14 protein-coding genes are annotated in these 15,694 nt (G+C 39.4%); 2 read left to right on the top strand and 12 right to left on the bottom strand.

What is annotated here, in order from left to right; translation table 11 throughout:
- Positions 1–19 precede the first annotated feature (19 nt).
- The 4 genes from AAC852_RS06735 to guaB form a co-directional block, all read right to left on the bottom strand.
- A complete protein-coding gene (locus AAC852_RS06735) occupies positions 20–775 on the bottom strand; it encodes an OB-fold protein (protein WP_340620362.1) in 756 nt (251 codons plus the stop codon).
- A 278-nt stretch (positions 776–1,053) separates the two neighbouring features.
- Complete coding sequence (locus AAC852_RS06740) at positions 1,054–1,257, bottom strand: hypothetical protein (RefSeq protein ID WP_047684229.1); 204 nt, start codon at positions 1,255–1,257, stop codon at positions 1,054–1,056.
- A gap of 311 nt (positions 1,258–1,568) precedes the next feature.
- Positions 1,569–3,146, bottom strand: a complete 1,578-nt coding sequence (guaA, locus tag AAC852_RS06745) for a glutamine-hydrolyzing GMP synthase (protein WP_340620363.1) — start codon at positions 3,144–3,146, stop codon at positions 1,569–1,571.
- 81 nt (positions 3,147–3,227) lie between these two features.
- Positions 3,228–4,694: an IMP dehydrogenase gene (guaB, locus tag AAC852_RS06750; protein WP_340620364.1), complete on the bottom strand. Its 1,467-nt coding sequence runs from the start codon at positions 4,692–4,694 to the stop codon at positions 3,228–3,230.
- Between the two features lie 171 nt (positions 4,695–4,865).
- Between guaB and xseA the strand changes: the two genes are divergently transcribed.
- Positions 4,866–6,233, top strand: a complete 1,368-nt coding sequence (xseA, locus tag AAC852_RS06755) for an exodeoxyribonuclease VII large subunit (RefSeq protein ID WP_340620365.1) — start codon at positions 4,866–4,868, stop codon at positions 6,231–6,233.
- Between the two features lie 128 nt (positions 6,234–6,361).
- Positions 6,362–6,841, top strand: coding sequence for an Hcp family type VI secretion system effector (locus AAC852_RS06760; RefSeq protein WP_047684239.1), 480 nt, complete (start codon positions 6,362–6,364; stop codon positions 6,839–6,841).
- A 26-nt stretch (positions 6,842–6,867) separates the two neighbouring features.
- On the opposite strand, the gene AAC852_RS06765 is transcribed toward AAC852_RS06760, so the two are convergent.
- From AAC852_RS06765 to AAC852_RS06800, 8 genes are all read right to left on the bottom strand, one after another.
- Positions 6,868–7,287, bottom strand: coding sequence for a WapI family immunity protein (locus tag AAC852_RS06765; RefSeq protein WP_340620366.1), 420 nt, complete (start codon positions 7,285–7,287; stop codon positions 6,868–6,870).
- 13 nt (positions 7,288–7,300) lie between these two features.
- A complete protein-coding gene (locus AAC852_RS06770) occupies positions 7,301–8,005 on the bottom strand; it encodes a hypothetical protein (protein ID WP_047684244.1) in 705 nt (234 codons plus the stop codon).
- A 208-nt stretch (positions 8,006–8,213) separates the two neighbouring features.
- Entirely contained in the window at positions 8,214–9,968 is a 1,755-nt protein-coding gene (locus AAC852_RS06775; RefSeq protein WP_340620391.1) for a TonB-dependent receptor domain-containing protein, read from the bottom strand.
- Between the two features lie 80 nt (positions 9,969–10,048).
- Positions 10,049–10,933 (bottom strand): IS982 family transposase, encoded by an 885-nt coding sequence (locus tag AAC852_RS06780; RefSeq protein ID WP_340619422.1) that lies wholly within the window; start codon positions 10,931–10,933, stop codon positions 10,049–10,051.
- Positions 10,917–11,441 carry a Plug domain-containing protein gene (locus AAC852_RS06785; RefSeq protein ID WP_422824261.1) on the bottom strand — a complete coding sequence of 175 codons (525 nt, stop codon included), beginning with the start codon at positions 11,439–11,441 and terminating at the stop codon, positions 10,917–10,919. Before AAC852_RS06785 ends, AAC852_RS06780 begins: the two co-directional genes overlap by 17 nt.
- Before the next feature lie 123 nt (positions 11,442–11,564).
- Positions 11,565–13,754, bottom strand: a complete 2,190-nt coding sequence (locus AAC852_RS06790; protein WP_422824262.1) for a S9 family peptidase — start codon at positions 13,752–13,754, stop codon at positions 11,565–11,567.
- Between the two features lie 23 nt (positions 13,755–13,777).
- Complete coding sequence (locus AAC852_RS06795; protein WP_340620367.1) at positions 13,778–14,539, bottom strand: energy transducer TonB family protein; 762 nt, start codon at positions 14,537–14,539, stop codon at positions 13,778–13,780.
- A gap of 154 nt (positions 14,540–14,693) precedes the next feature.
- The gene (locus AAC852_RS06800; protein WP_340620368.1) at positions 14,694–15,596 is read right to left on the bottom strand and encodes a ChaN family lipoprotein; all 903 of its coding nucleotides are present in this window, start codon (positions 15,594–15,596) and stop codon (positions 14,694–14,696) included.
- Between the last annotated feature and the right edge of the window lie 98 nt (positions 15,597–15,694).

A 15,694-nucleotide genomic window follows, 5' to 3' on the forward strand; every position in this document is an offset into this window, starting at 1 on the left:
CGCTCTAATCGAAGTCCGTTTATTTTTGATTATCCAACATTTTTTTATACTGTTCTATTTGCTCTTTGTTTTCTGCTGCAAACTTTTTCCACTTTGGATTATTTGCTTGTTGCAGGCAAGATATATCAATTCTCTTACAAATAGAGAAGTTGTTAGTTGATAAACTAACTAATTTTGATAACACCACTATAACAACACCTTTCTTATTAGATTCATCCCTATCACCATTAATTGCCTTATTAACTTGGAATACCAGAGACTGGATTACTTGCTCTTTCGCGTTACTTTCTGGTATGCAATCCTTCACAACAGGCTCACCAACGACCGTCCCAACCACTTCGCATGCCAGGGTAATCTTTTGCCCCTTATGTAATTCAAGGACATAATCTTGAAAATTATTACTTAATGTTACATGCACAGTATCTAAGAAACTGCCGGCACTTAATGCAATAAACGATTTACCATCAGAAGGATAATTATTTATACTTTTAATTTTTCCGGAAATAATAACTTTTTTATATTTTAATTCTCTGTTTGCTCTTACTTCATTTTCAGAATATTTTCTGTATAAATCTCTTGCAGTTATGTACTTATATCCATAATCACTGGATACCTTACCGCCAGAAAATAACTTATTGACATCATTATCAACTAAAGATTTCGCAAACCTCGCATCATTCTCAGTAAAAGGAATAATTTTGCTGCTTGCCAACGCCATTTGGCAAAATAATACAGAGGCAATGGCAATACCTATTAACATCATTTTTTTATTCATAATCAACGACCTAATGTGAATATGATAAATTCAATTTTTTGTATGAGACTCAATTCACATTACATTGAATAATAGTCGATGTAAAATATAATATTTAATTATTATTATCACTATATACGTTATTGTTAACTAACAAAGCACATAGAAAAGATAAATATATGCAGGCATAGCAGTTCTCATTGACTGGATGGAACAATCAGTGGATCACATGATGCTATGCCTGTCCATTTTTCGGGAACTTCTTAGCGCTGAAGCAAGTTATTAAATATGGTGGTATATTAAAGTTGGTATATTCCAACAATAGCAACTCTTGCTACAGAGCTATCCAATTCTGTAGCATGGGTTAAAGCATTATTTTCCAATAGACCTAGAAAATCAGCAGCCGAGGTTTTGCTCATATCAATATCCAGCGCGATTTGAGTACTCACTGAAGTGTCATTATTACTATCAACACCATTATAAACAACAATATACTTATCCATACATTCTCACCCCTTATTTTTTCTTATATACGCTACATCGAGTATTTTTTTGCCATTTAATTAATACTTGTTTTAAATTTTATTTAAAACTGCCCTTAGCTTAGAGCCAGAATACATGAATTAATTTATCATCTCGCGTAGCATCTGACTATTACGATTATTTTACCACTTACTATATATTTTTATAATACCGAGAGAAATGACCTGCTAGTACAGTGTGATTTTGTGAGATATGAGTATAAAAAGACCCTGATTTCAGGGTCTTAATTAAAAAATCATGATAATTTGGTGAGACTTAGGAAAGCTTTAGATTATTCCCACTCGATTGTTGCGGGCGGTTTACCGCTGATATCATAAACAACTCGCGATATGCCATTGACCTCATTAATAATACGATTCGATACGCGACCCAGGAAATCATATGGCAAATGTGCCCAATGCGCGGTCATAAAGTCAATGGTTTCTACTGCACGCAGAGATACAACCCAGTCATATTTACGGCCATCGCCCATTACACCAACAGAACGAACTGGCAGGAATACAGTGAATGCCTGACTGACTTTATTATACAAGTCCGCCTTATGCAGTTCTTCAATAAAGATAGCATCGGCACGACGCAGCAAGTCACAGTATTCTTTTTTCACTTCACCCAGTACGCGAACACCAAGACCTGGCCCTGGGAATGGGTGACGATACAGCATGTCATATGGCAGGCCCAGTTCCAGACCAATGCGACGAACTTCATCTTTAAATAGCTCTTTTAGTGGCTCAACCAAACCCAGTGTCATATCTTCCGGCAAACCACCCACATTGTGGTGAGACTTGATCACATGCGCGTTACCTGTCGCAGAGGCCGCAGATTCGATAACGTCTGGATAAATCGTGCCTTGCGCCAGCCATTTGACCTGAGTCTGTTTTGCAGCTTCTTCATCAAATACATCAATAAACACATGACCAATAGTTTTGCGTTTAGCTTCTGGATCATCAATTCCCGCCAGCGCAGAAAGAAAGCGATCTTCCGCTTTAACATGGACAATATTCAGGTCAAATTTACCCGCAAACATTTCCATCACCTGATCGGCTTCATTCAGGCGCAGCAGTCCATTGTCTACAAATACACAAGTCAAACGCTTACCAATTGCACGGTTTAGCAATAGTGCTGTTACAGAAGAATCAACACCACCAGACAACGCCAGAATAACGTGATCATCACCAATCTGTGCACGCAGACGTTCTACGATATCGTCAATAATAGAAGCTGGCGTCCACAGCGCTTCACATTGACAAATATCCAGCACAAAACGTTTCAGGATATTCAAACCTTGATGAGTATGAGTCACTTCCGGGTGGAATTGCACACCATAAAAACGTTTTTCATCATGTGCCATGATAGCAAACGGGCAGCTATCCGTACTGGCTACGGTTGTGAAACCTTCGGGAATAGCTGTTACTTTATCGCCATGGCTCATCCACACATCCAGTATCGGCGTACCTGATTCATTCAGTGCATCCTGAATACCACGAAACAGCTTACTGTCACCTTTGATCTCAACCTGAGCATAGCCGAATTCACGTTCATTAGAATTAGAAACTGCTCCACCCAGTTGCATGGACATGGTTTGCATACCATAGCAAATTCCCAATACTGGCACGCCTGCGTTGAAGACATACTCTGGTGCACGTGGACTATCGTTTTCAGTTGTGCTTTCGGGACCACCAGAAAGGATAATGCCGTTCGGGTTAAATGCACGGATTTGTTCTTCGGTGACATTCCATGTCCAAAGTTCACAATAAACACCAATTTCACGAATACGGCGGGCAATTAGCTGTGTATATTGCGAGCCAAAATCAAGGATCAGAATGCGATGTTGATGGATATTAGTTGTCATTCGAGGTGAATTCCCAAAACAAGTGGCAATAAAACAATAAAAGTCAGTGACCCGCAATTGCGGGCCACCTGAGTAAATAAATTACAAACCTAAACGATAGTTTGGTGATTCTTTGGTAATAGTCACATCATGGACGTGGCTTTCCTGAATACCAGCACCACTGATGCGAACGAATTCTGCTTTAGTTCTCAGTTCACCAATCGTGGCACAACCCGTCAATCCCATGCAGGAGCGCAAACCACCCATTTGTTGATGGACGATATTTTTCAGCAGTCCCTTATAAGCAACACGGCCTTCGATACCTTCTGGCACCAATTTGTCAGCCGCATTATCAGTCTGGAAGTAACGATCAGAAGAGCCTTTGGACATCGCGCCCAAAGAACCCATTCCGCGATAAGATTTAAATGAGCGGCCTTGGTAAAGTTCGATTTCACCCGGAGATTCTTCTGTACCCGCCAGCATTGAACCTACCATCACACAGGATGCACCCGCTGCAATGGCTTTGGCAATGTCACCTGAGAAACGGATACCACCGTCAGCAATGACTGGAATCCCTGTTCCTTCCAGTGCTTCCACTGCATCAGCAATTGCAGTAATTTGCGGAACACCAACACCAGTAACGATACGAGTCGTACAGATAGAGCCTGGACCAATACCGACTTTAACTGCGTTCACTCCTGCTTCTACCAGCGCTTTAGCACCTTCACCCGTCGCTACGTTACCACCGATAATTTGCAGATCAGGATACTTGGCACGAGTTTCGCGGATACGCTGCAAAACACCTTCTGAATGGCCATGGGATGAGTCAATCAACAGCACGTCTACACCCGCGGCAACCAGTGCATCAACACGCTCTTCGTTGCCCGCACCAGCACCAACCGCAGCACCAACTCGCAGACGCCCCTGCTCATCTTTGCAGGCATTCGGTTTACGTTCTGCTTTCTGGAAATCTTTCACCGTAATCATGCCAAGCAAATGGAAGTTTTCATCAACAACCAGCGCTTTTTCAACACGCTTCTCATGCATTTTCTGCAACACGACTTCGCGGGCTTCACCTTCTTTTACAGTGACTAAACGCGCTTTCGGCGTCATAACTGCTGTAACAGGCAGATCCAAATCAGTCACAAAACGGACATCACGACCAGTAATGATACCCACCAACTCATTCGCTTCCGTCACTACCGGGTAACCAGCGAAACCATTACGTGCAGTCAGTTCATTGACTTCGCGCAATGTCGTTTGTGGCGTTACAGTTACGGGATTAGCCACAACACCACTTTCATGCTTTTTCACGCGGCTGACTTCTTCAGCCTGACGTTCGATAGACATGTTTTTATGAATGAAGCCAATTCCCCCTTCCTGTGCCAGTGCGATAGCCAATGCAGATTCCGTCACGGTATCCATTGCCGCAGAAAGCATAGGCACGTTCAGGCGAATAGTAGATGTTAATTGCGTGGACAGATCTGCTGTATTAGGCAGAACTGTAGAGTGGGCAGGAACCAACAAGACGTCGTCAAAAGTTAATGCTTCTTTTTTAATTCGTAACATGGGCAATATCTCACCAAGCTATGTGGCAATAAGGGATAAAATATTGCCGCGGCATTATACAGGCCGTAATCGGTTGCCTCCAGCATTTTCTGAAAAAATTTCTTGATTAGTAATTATGAGTAGTTATTATCAGTCAATTAAGTCCTTGTTTTAAAATTTGATCTAGCTCACATGTCACTGCCAACCAACACTGGAATTTTTTCTGTTAGTCGTCTGAATCAGACGGTTCGTCAGCTATTGGAGCTGGAAATGGGTAGAATTTGGCTAAGTGCTGAAATTTCTAACTTTTCCCAACCTTCTTCCGGGCACTGGTATTTCACGCTGAAAGATGAACGGGCGCAAATCCGGGCAGCGATGTTTCGCAGTTACAATCTACGAGCCGCATTCCGGCCACAAAATGGTCAGCAAGTGTTGGTCAGAGCACAAATCACCCTGTATGAACCACGTGGTGATTATCAACTGATAGTAGAAAGCATCCAACCTGCTGGTGACGGATTATTGCAACAACAATTTGAAGTATTGAAACAGAAACTCGCCGCAGAAGGATTGTTCGAGCAAATCTATAAAAAACCGCTACCCTCACCTGCCAAACGCCTTGGAGTGATCACCTCAGCCAGTGGCGCAGCATTGCACGATATTCTGAATATTCTGAAACGTCGTGATCCTTCTTTACCTATTATTATTTATCCTACTGCGGTTCAGGGTGCAGAAGCTCCATGGCAGATTATTCAGGCTATTGAACTGGCAAATACCCGACAAGAGTGCGATGTTTTAATTGTTGGGCGTGGTGGCGGTTCGTTGGAGGATTTGTGGTGTTTCAATGACGAGCAGGTAGCACGTGCGATATTTCAGAGCCAAATACCTATCGTCAGTGCTGTTGGACATGAAACCGATGTCACAATTGCAGATTTTGTGGCTGATTTGCGTGCTCCGACGCCTTCTGCGGCGGCAGAATTAGTTAGCCGTAATCAAATTGAATTGTTGAGACAAGTTCAGTCCCTGCAACAGCGTCTCGAAATGGCGATGGATTACTTTTTTGCCAAAAAGCAGAGGATTTTTAATGGATTACAACATCGTCTCCAACAACAACGGCCTGATTTGCGGTTGGCACGTCAACAAAATCGTTTATCTGAATTACGTCAAAAATTGATCGATGGTTTATTACGCTGCCTGAAACAAAATTCAATTTCCTATGAAAAATTAAATCAAAGACTTTTACAAAATAGCCCTGAGCAAGAAATACGACATTATAGCCAACATATTCAACAATATGATTTTCGGCTCAAACAGGCAATAGAGCGACAGTTATCCCGTTATAAAGAGAGATTTGCGGTTTCCTGTTCACGCATGGAGGCCGTAAGCCCGTTGGCAACGTTGAGTCGTGGTTATAGTATCAGTGAAACTCCAGATGGGAAGTTGTTGAAGCAGGTTAAACAGGTCAAAGTTGGTGATTCGCTGAAAACCCGATTGCTGGATGGCTGGGTTGAGAGTCAAATAATCCAAGTGAAAAAAGTTAGTCAGAGAAAAAATAACTTATAAAAGTGTCTTATCTGTTTTGTGATAAGTTCCAATAAACTTTATAAGTTTGGCGTGGTGTATAAAGAAACTCAACATATTATGATGAAAAACCATAGAGATTATGAACAATAACTCAGGATATACACTGTATGGCCAATTTAATTTATTTAACATTAACAGGGAAGAAACAAGGACTTATTTCTCAAGGCTGTTCAACTTATGCTTCTATAGGAAATCAATATCAGCAACGCCATGAAGACGAGATATTCGTTTTATCAATTAGGCATAGCATAATTAGAAATCAAAATGTTATGCATCATCCTCTGGAATTTATAAAGCTTATTGATAAGTCTTCTCCGTTGTTAGGAATGGCAATTTCAGATAATGAAAAACTGGAGGGGATCTTTGACTTTTATAGAACATCAATGGATGGTAATCAAGAAAAATACTACACTATCCATTTAAGAGATGCATCACTTGTTGAAGTCTCTACTGATTATCCTCACTCTATTACTCATAATGATCGACAACCGCAAGAAATAATATCCATAATTTATAAAGACATTATGTGGAAAAACCATGCTGCAAATACTTCTGGTTACAGTATCTGGAGTGACAGGATCTTATGATATTCAGATTAGCAGCATTATCGCTGCTAATCTTGCAGCAATGATCTCAACCCCTGAATAATCAATGGAATATAACTTTGATCAATTCTGGTTGTTCCAGACAACACAATTTCTGAGCGAATATCACTTGAAAATTCAAAACCTAATGTATAACTCCCAATTGCATCATTAGCTTTGGATAATTTAAGTTTAATCATTCCTTCCATAGGACAAAAAGTTAGAGAATAATTTTCCTGATTTTTTTCTGATTCGATAATTTTATTAATAAAATCATTCAATTCTCCAGTAAATATATTCCATTCAGTCGCAAAACTTATCCCCTTGGATTTAAATTCAACATATAAATTTATCGTAGACTGATAATATTCATATTTATCTTCACATGCAGAAGCTTTATCTAACAAAAATATTTCCAGCATTATATCTTCATTTTTTATTACTAACATAAATCACCTCAAACTACTTATACAGAAAATGAACTATCGTCCAATTTTTCTCATCTACAACAACTTCGAGATTATACTCTTTATTCTCATATTTATGGGATTTGCTATTATATCTATTTTTATACATCTTTATCTCATACCTTTGAAGTTTTACTGATGATTTCCCTATAGAATCAGGCATACGTTTACCATAGCGTATAGCCTTTTCAAGAATATGTACAGGAACATACCTTCCGGGTTCACGCATATGTTTTGCGGGCACTAAGGCAAATTTGATTTTTTTTGCTGATAAACCTATCTTTAAGCGACCTTTCAGTATATTAATTAAATGTTCACCTAACCTTATGGATAAGTTTACATATGCACCTCTGCTGGTTAAAGCTTGAAAAAAACGCCCTCCTGAAGCGAGTTTTTTTATTATAAAACCACCAAAGAAAATTAAATCAAAGGGATCTATTAATGGTGTTTCCAGTGGTAATTCATGTAGACCTATATACTCTCCATTGACATCATAAACATCATATACCCCGCCACCTCTACTATAGAGATAGCCAATACAAAGACCTGTTTCATCGTCGATGATAGGAGATGATTTTGTTATTTTATCTTTATTTTTTTGTGGTTCAGTTGAAAAAAACTCATTCCCGGAAAGCGGAGAGTTGAAAGTGTAATATCTCCCATTATCACTAAGTTTTAAATACCCATTTTCATCATTCATTATAATCCTTATGATATTATTTTAATTAGAAATAAAACTTATAAATAAGAATGCATACTATATATAGTATGGCGAACATCTAAAAAATAAACAATTTTAAAATTTGTGGTAATAATAAGAAAACGAAAGATATTTGATACAATAATATATAAAAAAGATATGTGAAAAAGTGGTGCATACGCACCACTATTATTTCTATTAACAGTTATCAGAAGCGAACTTCTGCACTCATAACATAAGTTCTGCCGCGGGCTGTTTGAGCTACAACTTCCCCTTCCGCTATATTTGGTGAAGAATTCATGCGATTCAGTGCATCAGCATAATTTTTGTTAGCCATGTTCTGTACAGAAAATTTAACAGAAATATTCTTATTGATTTGATAATCCGTATATAAATCAATAATGGTCGGTATCTTATGATCTTTTACCATTTTATTACTGATTTCCGCATTTCCATCTACATTAGAATCTTGGTGATAAGACTGACCTGTATATTTCACTATCGCACCAACACGAATTTTTTCTTCCAGTAAACGAACGCCAGTATCTAATGTCATATAACGCTTCGGTAACTGAGATGCGTAACTTGTTCCCATAATACTTGCCGAAAGTGAGGCTGGCTGTTGTGTTTTCTGCTGGCTATATGCTAATAAGCTATAGAATATTCCAGCATCATAATTCGCCGAAAGCTCATAGCCACGCATAGTTACCGGTGTCAGACTATTACCATAAATATATATATTAAAGTTAGGATCAACCCCTCCCCACTCTTCATCTGTCAATGTTCCATCATTTTTACAAATTCTACCTTCTGCACAAACCAGATAAGATTCACTGAAGATATAATTTTTGATTTTGGTATGAAACATCGTTGCTTTTAAACGGAATGAATCCCCTTCTATAAATAAATTCGGACGATAACTATTAAACCCAATCTGATAAGTATCTGCCGTTTCTCCTTTCAGGAATGGATTCATAGAAATTCCGCCTTCATTGGAATAGAAAACTTCCTGTGTATTTGGTGCCCGCATTGCATGAGTATAAGTTATGAATGGCTGGAATGCAGGTGTAATTTCTGCTGATAATAGAATACTTGGATTAAATCCACGTGATTTAATATCTAATTGTGCTTCTCCCTGTGGGAAACAGTTTACTCTCTTATCACAAGCTGGTTTTTTTCCCTTTATGCTGGAGTCTAAATAGCTTAATCCCAAATTAGCGGTATAAATACCATGTTCAATTTTTAACCGACTGTAAATACTTTTAATATCTTGCTTCCCGCTTGGTGAAAATGGATTGCGTTCCTCTGAGGATTTATATTCTCCACTAAGTCCGATACCTGTTTTTCTTTTGTACTCACTGTGCATCAATTTACTACCAAGAGTAAACGCAAAGTCTGTATCACCATAATTAAACCGGCTGGTATTTTTAATATCAATAGCATCAGATTTATTATGTGATTCACCTTTACCTAATCCACTCATAGGATTAACAAAGGACTGTTCATTCTTTCCTGAACTAAGTAAAATCTTAGTATCAATTAATTCACTAAATGGTGTGTAGTGATATTTCAAATAATAATCATAGCTATCGACATGACGTTTAGTAAACTTATTATGATAAAAACGTCCAGACAACTCCAAATCATGAAAATCATTTAGCTTAATATTTATTTTCATCAATTGTGAATTTGGTCTCTGTTTAAATGCCTTATCCGTACCAAATTCTTCGCTGCTGATACCCATGCCATTTTTGTAGTGAGCATCAATACTGTGACCACTAACAGCAAGCATAGCACCAATGGAACCTTCTGAGCTGAATGCCTGCGTTTTTCCTGCAATGGCAATCATGCCGTTTTTACCTATGCCATTAGTACCATAAGTTGATTTAGCCCGTATACCCAGTTTGTTGCCCCCGAAAATAACATCATCAATCCCAATGGTACGAAAGTTAGCACTTCCCACCAACGCATTGACTGAATCACCATCGTTAGCCTGCCCACGATCAATATCTGTCCGGATAATAAAATTAACCCCAATTCCGCTTAAGCTATTACTGAAATATCTTCTTCTGAGTAGAAAATTTTCAGTGATGGCTTTTTCTCTTTAAGGCAGTAAGCAATCAATCCCGTTAAAATGGTTAACAAAAAACCGGTTATACTTCGGTGACGAGAATGTTCTAATTGAGAGCCGTTTTTTAATTGTCCATTAATCGTTTCAATGATAAAACGCTTTTTAAGCATAACCTTATCCCACTCAGCCAGTGCAAGCGCTTTCATGTTGCGGCGCTTTTTCGTGATAAAGGTGATATCCGTTTTAGCTAAATCATCCGCCAATTCCTGACTCAGATATCCTTTGTCGCCGTAAAGAGAACCCGTGAGATCTTTTGATAATTCGCGTACAGGCTCCCTATCATCCACATTACCCGGGGTCACTTTAAGCGCTAAAATTTCGCCCAGATGGTTAATAATCAGGTGTAATTTGAACCCATAGAACCATCCCATTGAGGTTTTTCCGCGTTGCGCTATGCCCTGAAAGACCTTATGACGAGGAATACGGATGTTATGACAAACGCGCAAACTCGTGGAGTCGATAAAAGCAATGCCTGTCGGTTTTCCTTTTAATTGAGTCAGATAACTGGATAAGGGGACCAAAACGGACGGGGCAACGCTGATAAAACGGGTATAACTGAGCAAGGAGGGGAAGTCGCGGTGATGGTATTGCCAGATATGCTCCAAATAAAAGTTTTTAAAATCACGGTAATGCGACCGCTGAAAGAGGATTAAAATTGTCATGATTTCACTGGGATACATGCGGCCTTGTCTGCGGCGCAGGCGGTATCCGTTATCGAGACAAAACTGCGCCCACTGGGGGATGAAAAGACGACAAAAGTCGTCGACATCGCAGAAAATTTCAACTAACTTGTCCATGGCCTGTTCCTCCCCGGAGTCGTTTTAGGCTTTCACCAAAACTTTGCTCCTGGAACACAGAATTCAGGTTAAAATTAGGGTCAATCAAAGTACCAAACTGATTATAAGGCATTCCCCCGTGCCCAAATGAATTCGGAGCTATACCATAAAAACTCTGGCTAACACCGTCTACCATCATATTGACACGGCCAAAACCACTTAATCCACGGATATTGACAGCGACTGTTCCCTGACTTGCATCCATCTGAGTGTAAGTCCCCGGCAAACTCCGCAATACGCTATCCATAGATTCAAGTTTATTATCTTCCCCTACAGAACTATAAGCACCGGGTTTTTCCATTGCTTCAATTTGCGGCGAATTCTTATTATCCTGAGAACCTGAAACTTTCAGTGTGCTAAATCGCATGACTTTTTGATTTTTATTGTCATTTGTATTTTCAGCATAAGCCAATCCCTGAAGCCCAATAAATACTGCGCTGGCTCCAGCTATTTTTGCCATGATTTTCATTAATATCATCCTAAATCAAAAAATATTCATTAAGGCTCACATTGCTTCGCAAATTTGGCGATAAAAAATCTGGACACTGATAAAGAATTATCAGCATCCATAATTATTAATATATATTTTTTATTAATCTTTTAAGGTTGGAAAATATGTTTTAGCATCATCCAACATAAGCAGAAAACTATAATCAAGAGCGATATCATTTAATCGGTTAAAACGCCCCGGATTTCCACCATGACCGGTATCCATGTTGGTTTCCAATAACAACAGGCTATTCCCTTTTTTCATTTCCCTTAATTTAGCAACCCACTTTGCAGGCTCCCAATATTGTACCTGAGAGTCATGTAAACCCGTCGTCACTAATAAATGAGGATAACGCTGGTGTTTAATATTATCGTAAGGGCTATAAGATTTAATACGGAAATAAACTTCCTTATTATTCGGATTTCCCCACTCGTCATATTCACCTGTTGTTAAAGGAATAGATGGATCAAGCATGGTAGTCACAACATCAACAAAAGGAACTTTAGCAATCACACCACGGTATAACTCCGGTGCCTGATTAATCACCGTCCCCATCAGTAAGCCGCCTGCACTGCCACCTTCCGCATAAACACGCTTACTGTCACCATATCCATCAGCAATTAATGTCTTAGTCGCATCAATAAAATCGTGGAAACTGTTCATCTTATTTTCGAGCTTACCTTGCAGATACCAGTTCCGGCCTAAATCGCCACCACCACGTATGTGCACCAAAGCATAAACAAAACCACGATCCAAAAGACTCAACATTGGAGAGCTAAAATACGGGTCCATGCTGATGCCATAAGCACCATATCCATAAATCAGAATTGGGTTCTGGCCTTTTTCAAACAGAGACTTACGGTAAACCAGAGAAACAGGGACTTCCACACCATCTCTGGCTTTTATCCAGATACGCTGGCTTTCATAGTTCTCTTTATTGAATCCTTTAACTTCTTGCTGTTTCAGCAATTCACGTTCGCCCGTTTGCATATTCCATTGGAATACAGAACTTGGAGTTGTCAGAGATGAATAGCTATAACGCAGTAAATCAGTATTTGGCTCCGGGTTATAACTTAGTGATGCCATATAGGCTGGATCGTCAAACTTAACCCGTTTTTCCTGCTGCGTTTTCCAGTCAATCTGACGGATTGAAGTTAATCCCTTTGTACGCTCCTGCACCACTAACCAATTGTTGAACAGTTCAAAATCTTCTAAATCAGTATTTTCCTGTGGCGCAATCACCGTTTCCCATGGCTTATCGAGAGCTTCTGTCCGGTATAAACCAAATAATGGATTTTCATAGTTGGAGCGGATATAAAATTGGCCACGAAAATGATCAACATAATATTCACGTCCAGCCTGACGAACAGAGAAAATCTGTGGTTCTAATTGTGGGTTATTAGCATCAATCAGTCGATATTCTGACGTTGAATAACTGGTAACCGAAATCAGAATATAATCAAGAGAAGTACTTTTCGAAATTGACAAACGGAAGCGATCATCATCTTCTTGATAGATTTTTTTATCCTGCTTCGTGTCTGTACCATATTGATGGCGAAATAGCTGGTAAGGCAGCAGGGTTTGTGGATCTCTGCGTACATAAAACAAAGTATTACCCTCATTAGCCCACAAAATATTGCCTGAAGTATTTTCTATGACATTATTCTGCCATTCATTATCAGCAAAATTTTTGAAAGAAATTTGGTAGTTACGACGGCCTTGAGTATCTTCTGCTACAGCAATACGCTTATTGTCACGAGTAATCGTAAATCCACCGATTTGATAAAACTTATGGCCTTTTGCTCGTTCGTTACCATCAACCATTACCTGCCAGTCAGTTGAATTATCAACTGGCTTACGCTGATAGATTGGAAAATCTTTTCCTGCCTGATAAACGGTACGATAAATATAACCATTGTAAGTATAAGGAACTGACTGGTCTTCTTTACTCATTCTGCCAGTCATTTCGTTATACAGTGTTTTCCGCAACTCTTGCCCAGATTCCAGCACCTCTGCGGTATGCTTATTTTCAGCCGTCAAATAATCAATGACTTCTTTATCCTGACGGTTATCGTCACGTAACCAGTAATAATTATCAATACGAGTATCACCATGAATAGTTATTGCATGTGGCTGTTTTTTTGCCATAGGCGGCACCATGTTTTCCTCCATCGCGATGGTCGTAACACTATTACTTAATAAACTTCCCCCCAACAAAAAACTAAGTATGATCCTTTTTGTTAGCACGGCTTTTTGGTTTTTTGGTGAAAACACCGTTTTATACTGTGACATGCCATTCGTCCTATTTTTTATTGTTAGTGAGATAAAGTGAAATCAATTGGCAGTTCAACTGTAACACTGCCATTGGTTAAAATGACATCAGGTGGAGCTGGTAAAGGCTGTGCTCTTTCCAATACAAGCTTTGCTTCTCTGTCAAGTGAGTTCGTCCCGGAACGTCTTACTAATTCATTGTCAATCACTGCACCAAATTGATTAACTGTAAATTTCACCATTGGACGCCCTGTCCGTTTTCTTCTCTGGGCATCCGCCGGATATCTTTTGTAACGGTTTAAATAGCCACTAACCTCAGCCTGCCAGACTGCTTTTGCATCAGCAACTGCATTCGAGTTACTTTCATAAGAGGCGGCTGTTCGGGAAGTCACATTATCCGCTGTAGCGCTACTGGTTGTTGGCGCTGAACTACTCTGGGATTTTTCACTTTCCTGCTCTTTTGCCTTCACTCGCTTAACAGGTTGGGCTTTTTTAGGTGCATCCTGCTCTTTTTGTTTTTTCTTTGGCTTATGAACTAAAATCTGTGCTTCTTCATTCACCGCCAATTTGGGCATACTGATTTCATCAACCTTGCTTTCCTGCTGATGGCTGGCAACAGATAATAATTGTTCAATACCGATTGGCTGTTTTTCGACCTTATGTATTGCTTCTGTCTGTAGCGAGACTTCCATCATAACCGCAGGTGGAGGCAAAAATTCCTCAAGATCAAGATCCTGTGGTTTATAAATCAACCATCCAACCAATAAGGCATGAAGTGTGATAGCAGCGAGAAAAGATTTTGTCACGTGACCAACGTGAGTGGTTTGATACGTTGTATACGTCAACATTTTTTATGGCACATTATGTCAAAAATAAATGCAGATAATGATAATCAATTGAATATATAAATGAAAACTATTTTTATTTATTAAGTTCACCACATCCTTGTGATAGTTACAACTAATTAGTTACGTTGCTGGTCACTTTAGGGGTAAACCAGACAAAATCAGCATATTCGTTGTTCAAAGAAACCCCTTGTTCAGCGATAACAAGCACAACAACCCGTTCATTGGGCGCTATTTTTTTCACATGCTGAGGTACTCCCATCGTTTTTACAGCGTGATACCCTCCCGCAAATAACAACGCTGGTGATGGCGCTTTAATCAATTGTTCTGCCATTCGCTGATCACGTAATTGCTGAATTTTGCTCATAGCAGAGAGGTATAATTCATCTATATTTCCACCATGGGAATTTTTGATAGTTTCATCGATACGTTTTTTGACATCATCAGAGATTAGTGAAGTTCTATCTCCAGCCCTGTAATTTTTGTATGCCTGATCGACTTCACTACGATCCAAGTTTGCCGCTAACAATGGGTAAGGGGCTTTCATCAGCTCCACAACCAGTTTTCCATATAACTCCCAAGGCCAGCCTTGCTGCCACGCTAATAGATTCTTAATGCGCTCATCTCTGACTATTGGATTTCCCTGCAACCAGCTTTTCACTTTGTTCACTTTCTCTTGCTGGTCTGGGTTTATCATTTCCAGTAGTACAGAGCCATGAGGGCGTTTTTGCTCAAGTTGTTGAACCAGCCATAACTCGATTTGGTGGTGATAAGGATTATCGTGTTTTTCACCCACAATGATTCTGGGATAGGTTGCCAATTGTTCGAGCAATTCATCAGAATTGATAGATTTGCCTGCGTTCATATCAAGCAAAACACCTGATTGGGTTAACTCACTGGGAAGAGATTGTTTTACTTCTTGAGAGTTATTTTGAGTGGTAGTCAATGATGTTGCACAACCACCAAGCAGGAAAGCACATACCAAAAAAGTTGTTTTTATATAAATAGATTTTTTCATTGATATTCATTATCACATTAAAAATTTTCCTGCATATTATAGATAATGAGAATTATTTACAAACAAAATACCCCGCCAGGCGAAAGCCCGGCAGAGCG

Origin of the sequence: Xenorhabdus siamensis (genome assembly GCF_037996745.1) — a bacterium.
Classification (GTDB): Bacteria; Pseudomonadota; Gammaproteobacteria; order Enterobacterales; family Enterobacteriaceae; genus Xenorhabdus; species Xenorhabdus indica.

Bases quoted from the DNA above. Each gene is read 5' to 3' on its own strand.
- AAC852_RS06785 (WP_422824261.1), bottom strand. From the start codon at position 11,441: ATGAAAATCATGGCAAAAATAGCTGGAGCCAGCGCAGTATTTATTGGG.
- guaA (WP_340620363.1), bottom strand. From the start codon at position 3,146: ATGACAACTAATATCCATCAACATCGCATTCTGATCCTTGATTTTGGC.
- AAC852_RS06760 (WP_047684239.1), top strand. From the start codon at position 6,362: ATGGCCAATTTAATTTATTTAACATTAACAGGGAAGAAACAAGGACTT.
- guaB (WP_340620364.1), bottom strand. From the start codon at position 4,694: ATGTTACGAATTAAAAAAGAAGCATTAACTTTTGACGACGTCTTGTTG.
- AAC852_RS06765 (WP_340620366.1), bottom strand. From the start codon at position 7,287: ATGTTAGTAATAAAAAATGAAGATATAATGCTGGAAATATTTTTGTTA.
- AAC852_RS06770 (WP_047684244.1), bottom strand. From the start codon at position 8,005: ATGAATGATGAAAATGGGTATTTAAAACTTAGTGATAATGGGAGATAT.
- xseA (WP_340620365.1), top strand. From the start codon at position 4,866: ATGTCACTGCCAACCAACACTGGAATTTTTTCTGTTAGTCGTCTGAAT.
- AAC852_RS06780 (WP_340619422.1), bottom strand. From the start codon at position 10,933: ATGGACAAGTTAGTTGAAATTTTCTGCGATGTCGACGACTTTTGTCGT.
- AAC852_RS06790 (WP_422824262.1), bottom strand. From the start codon at position 13,754: ATGTCACAGTATAAAACGGTGTTTTCACCAAAAAACCAAAAAGCCGTG.
- AAC852_RS06800 (WP_340620368.1), bottom strand. From the start codon at position 15,596: ATGAAAAAATCTATTTATATAAAAACAACTTTTTTGGTATGTGCTTTC.
- AAC852_RS06740 (WP_047684229.1), bottom strand. From the start codon at position 1,257: ATGGATAAGTATATTGTTGTTTATAATGGTGTTGATAGTAATAATGAC.
- AAC852_RS06735 (WP_340620362.1), bottom strand. From the start codon at position 775: ATGAATAAAAAAATGATGTTAATAGGTATTGCCATTGCCTCTGTATTA.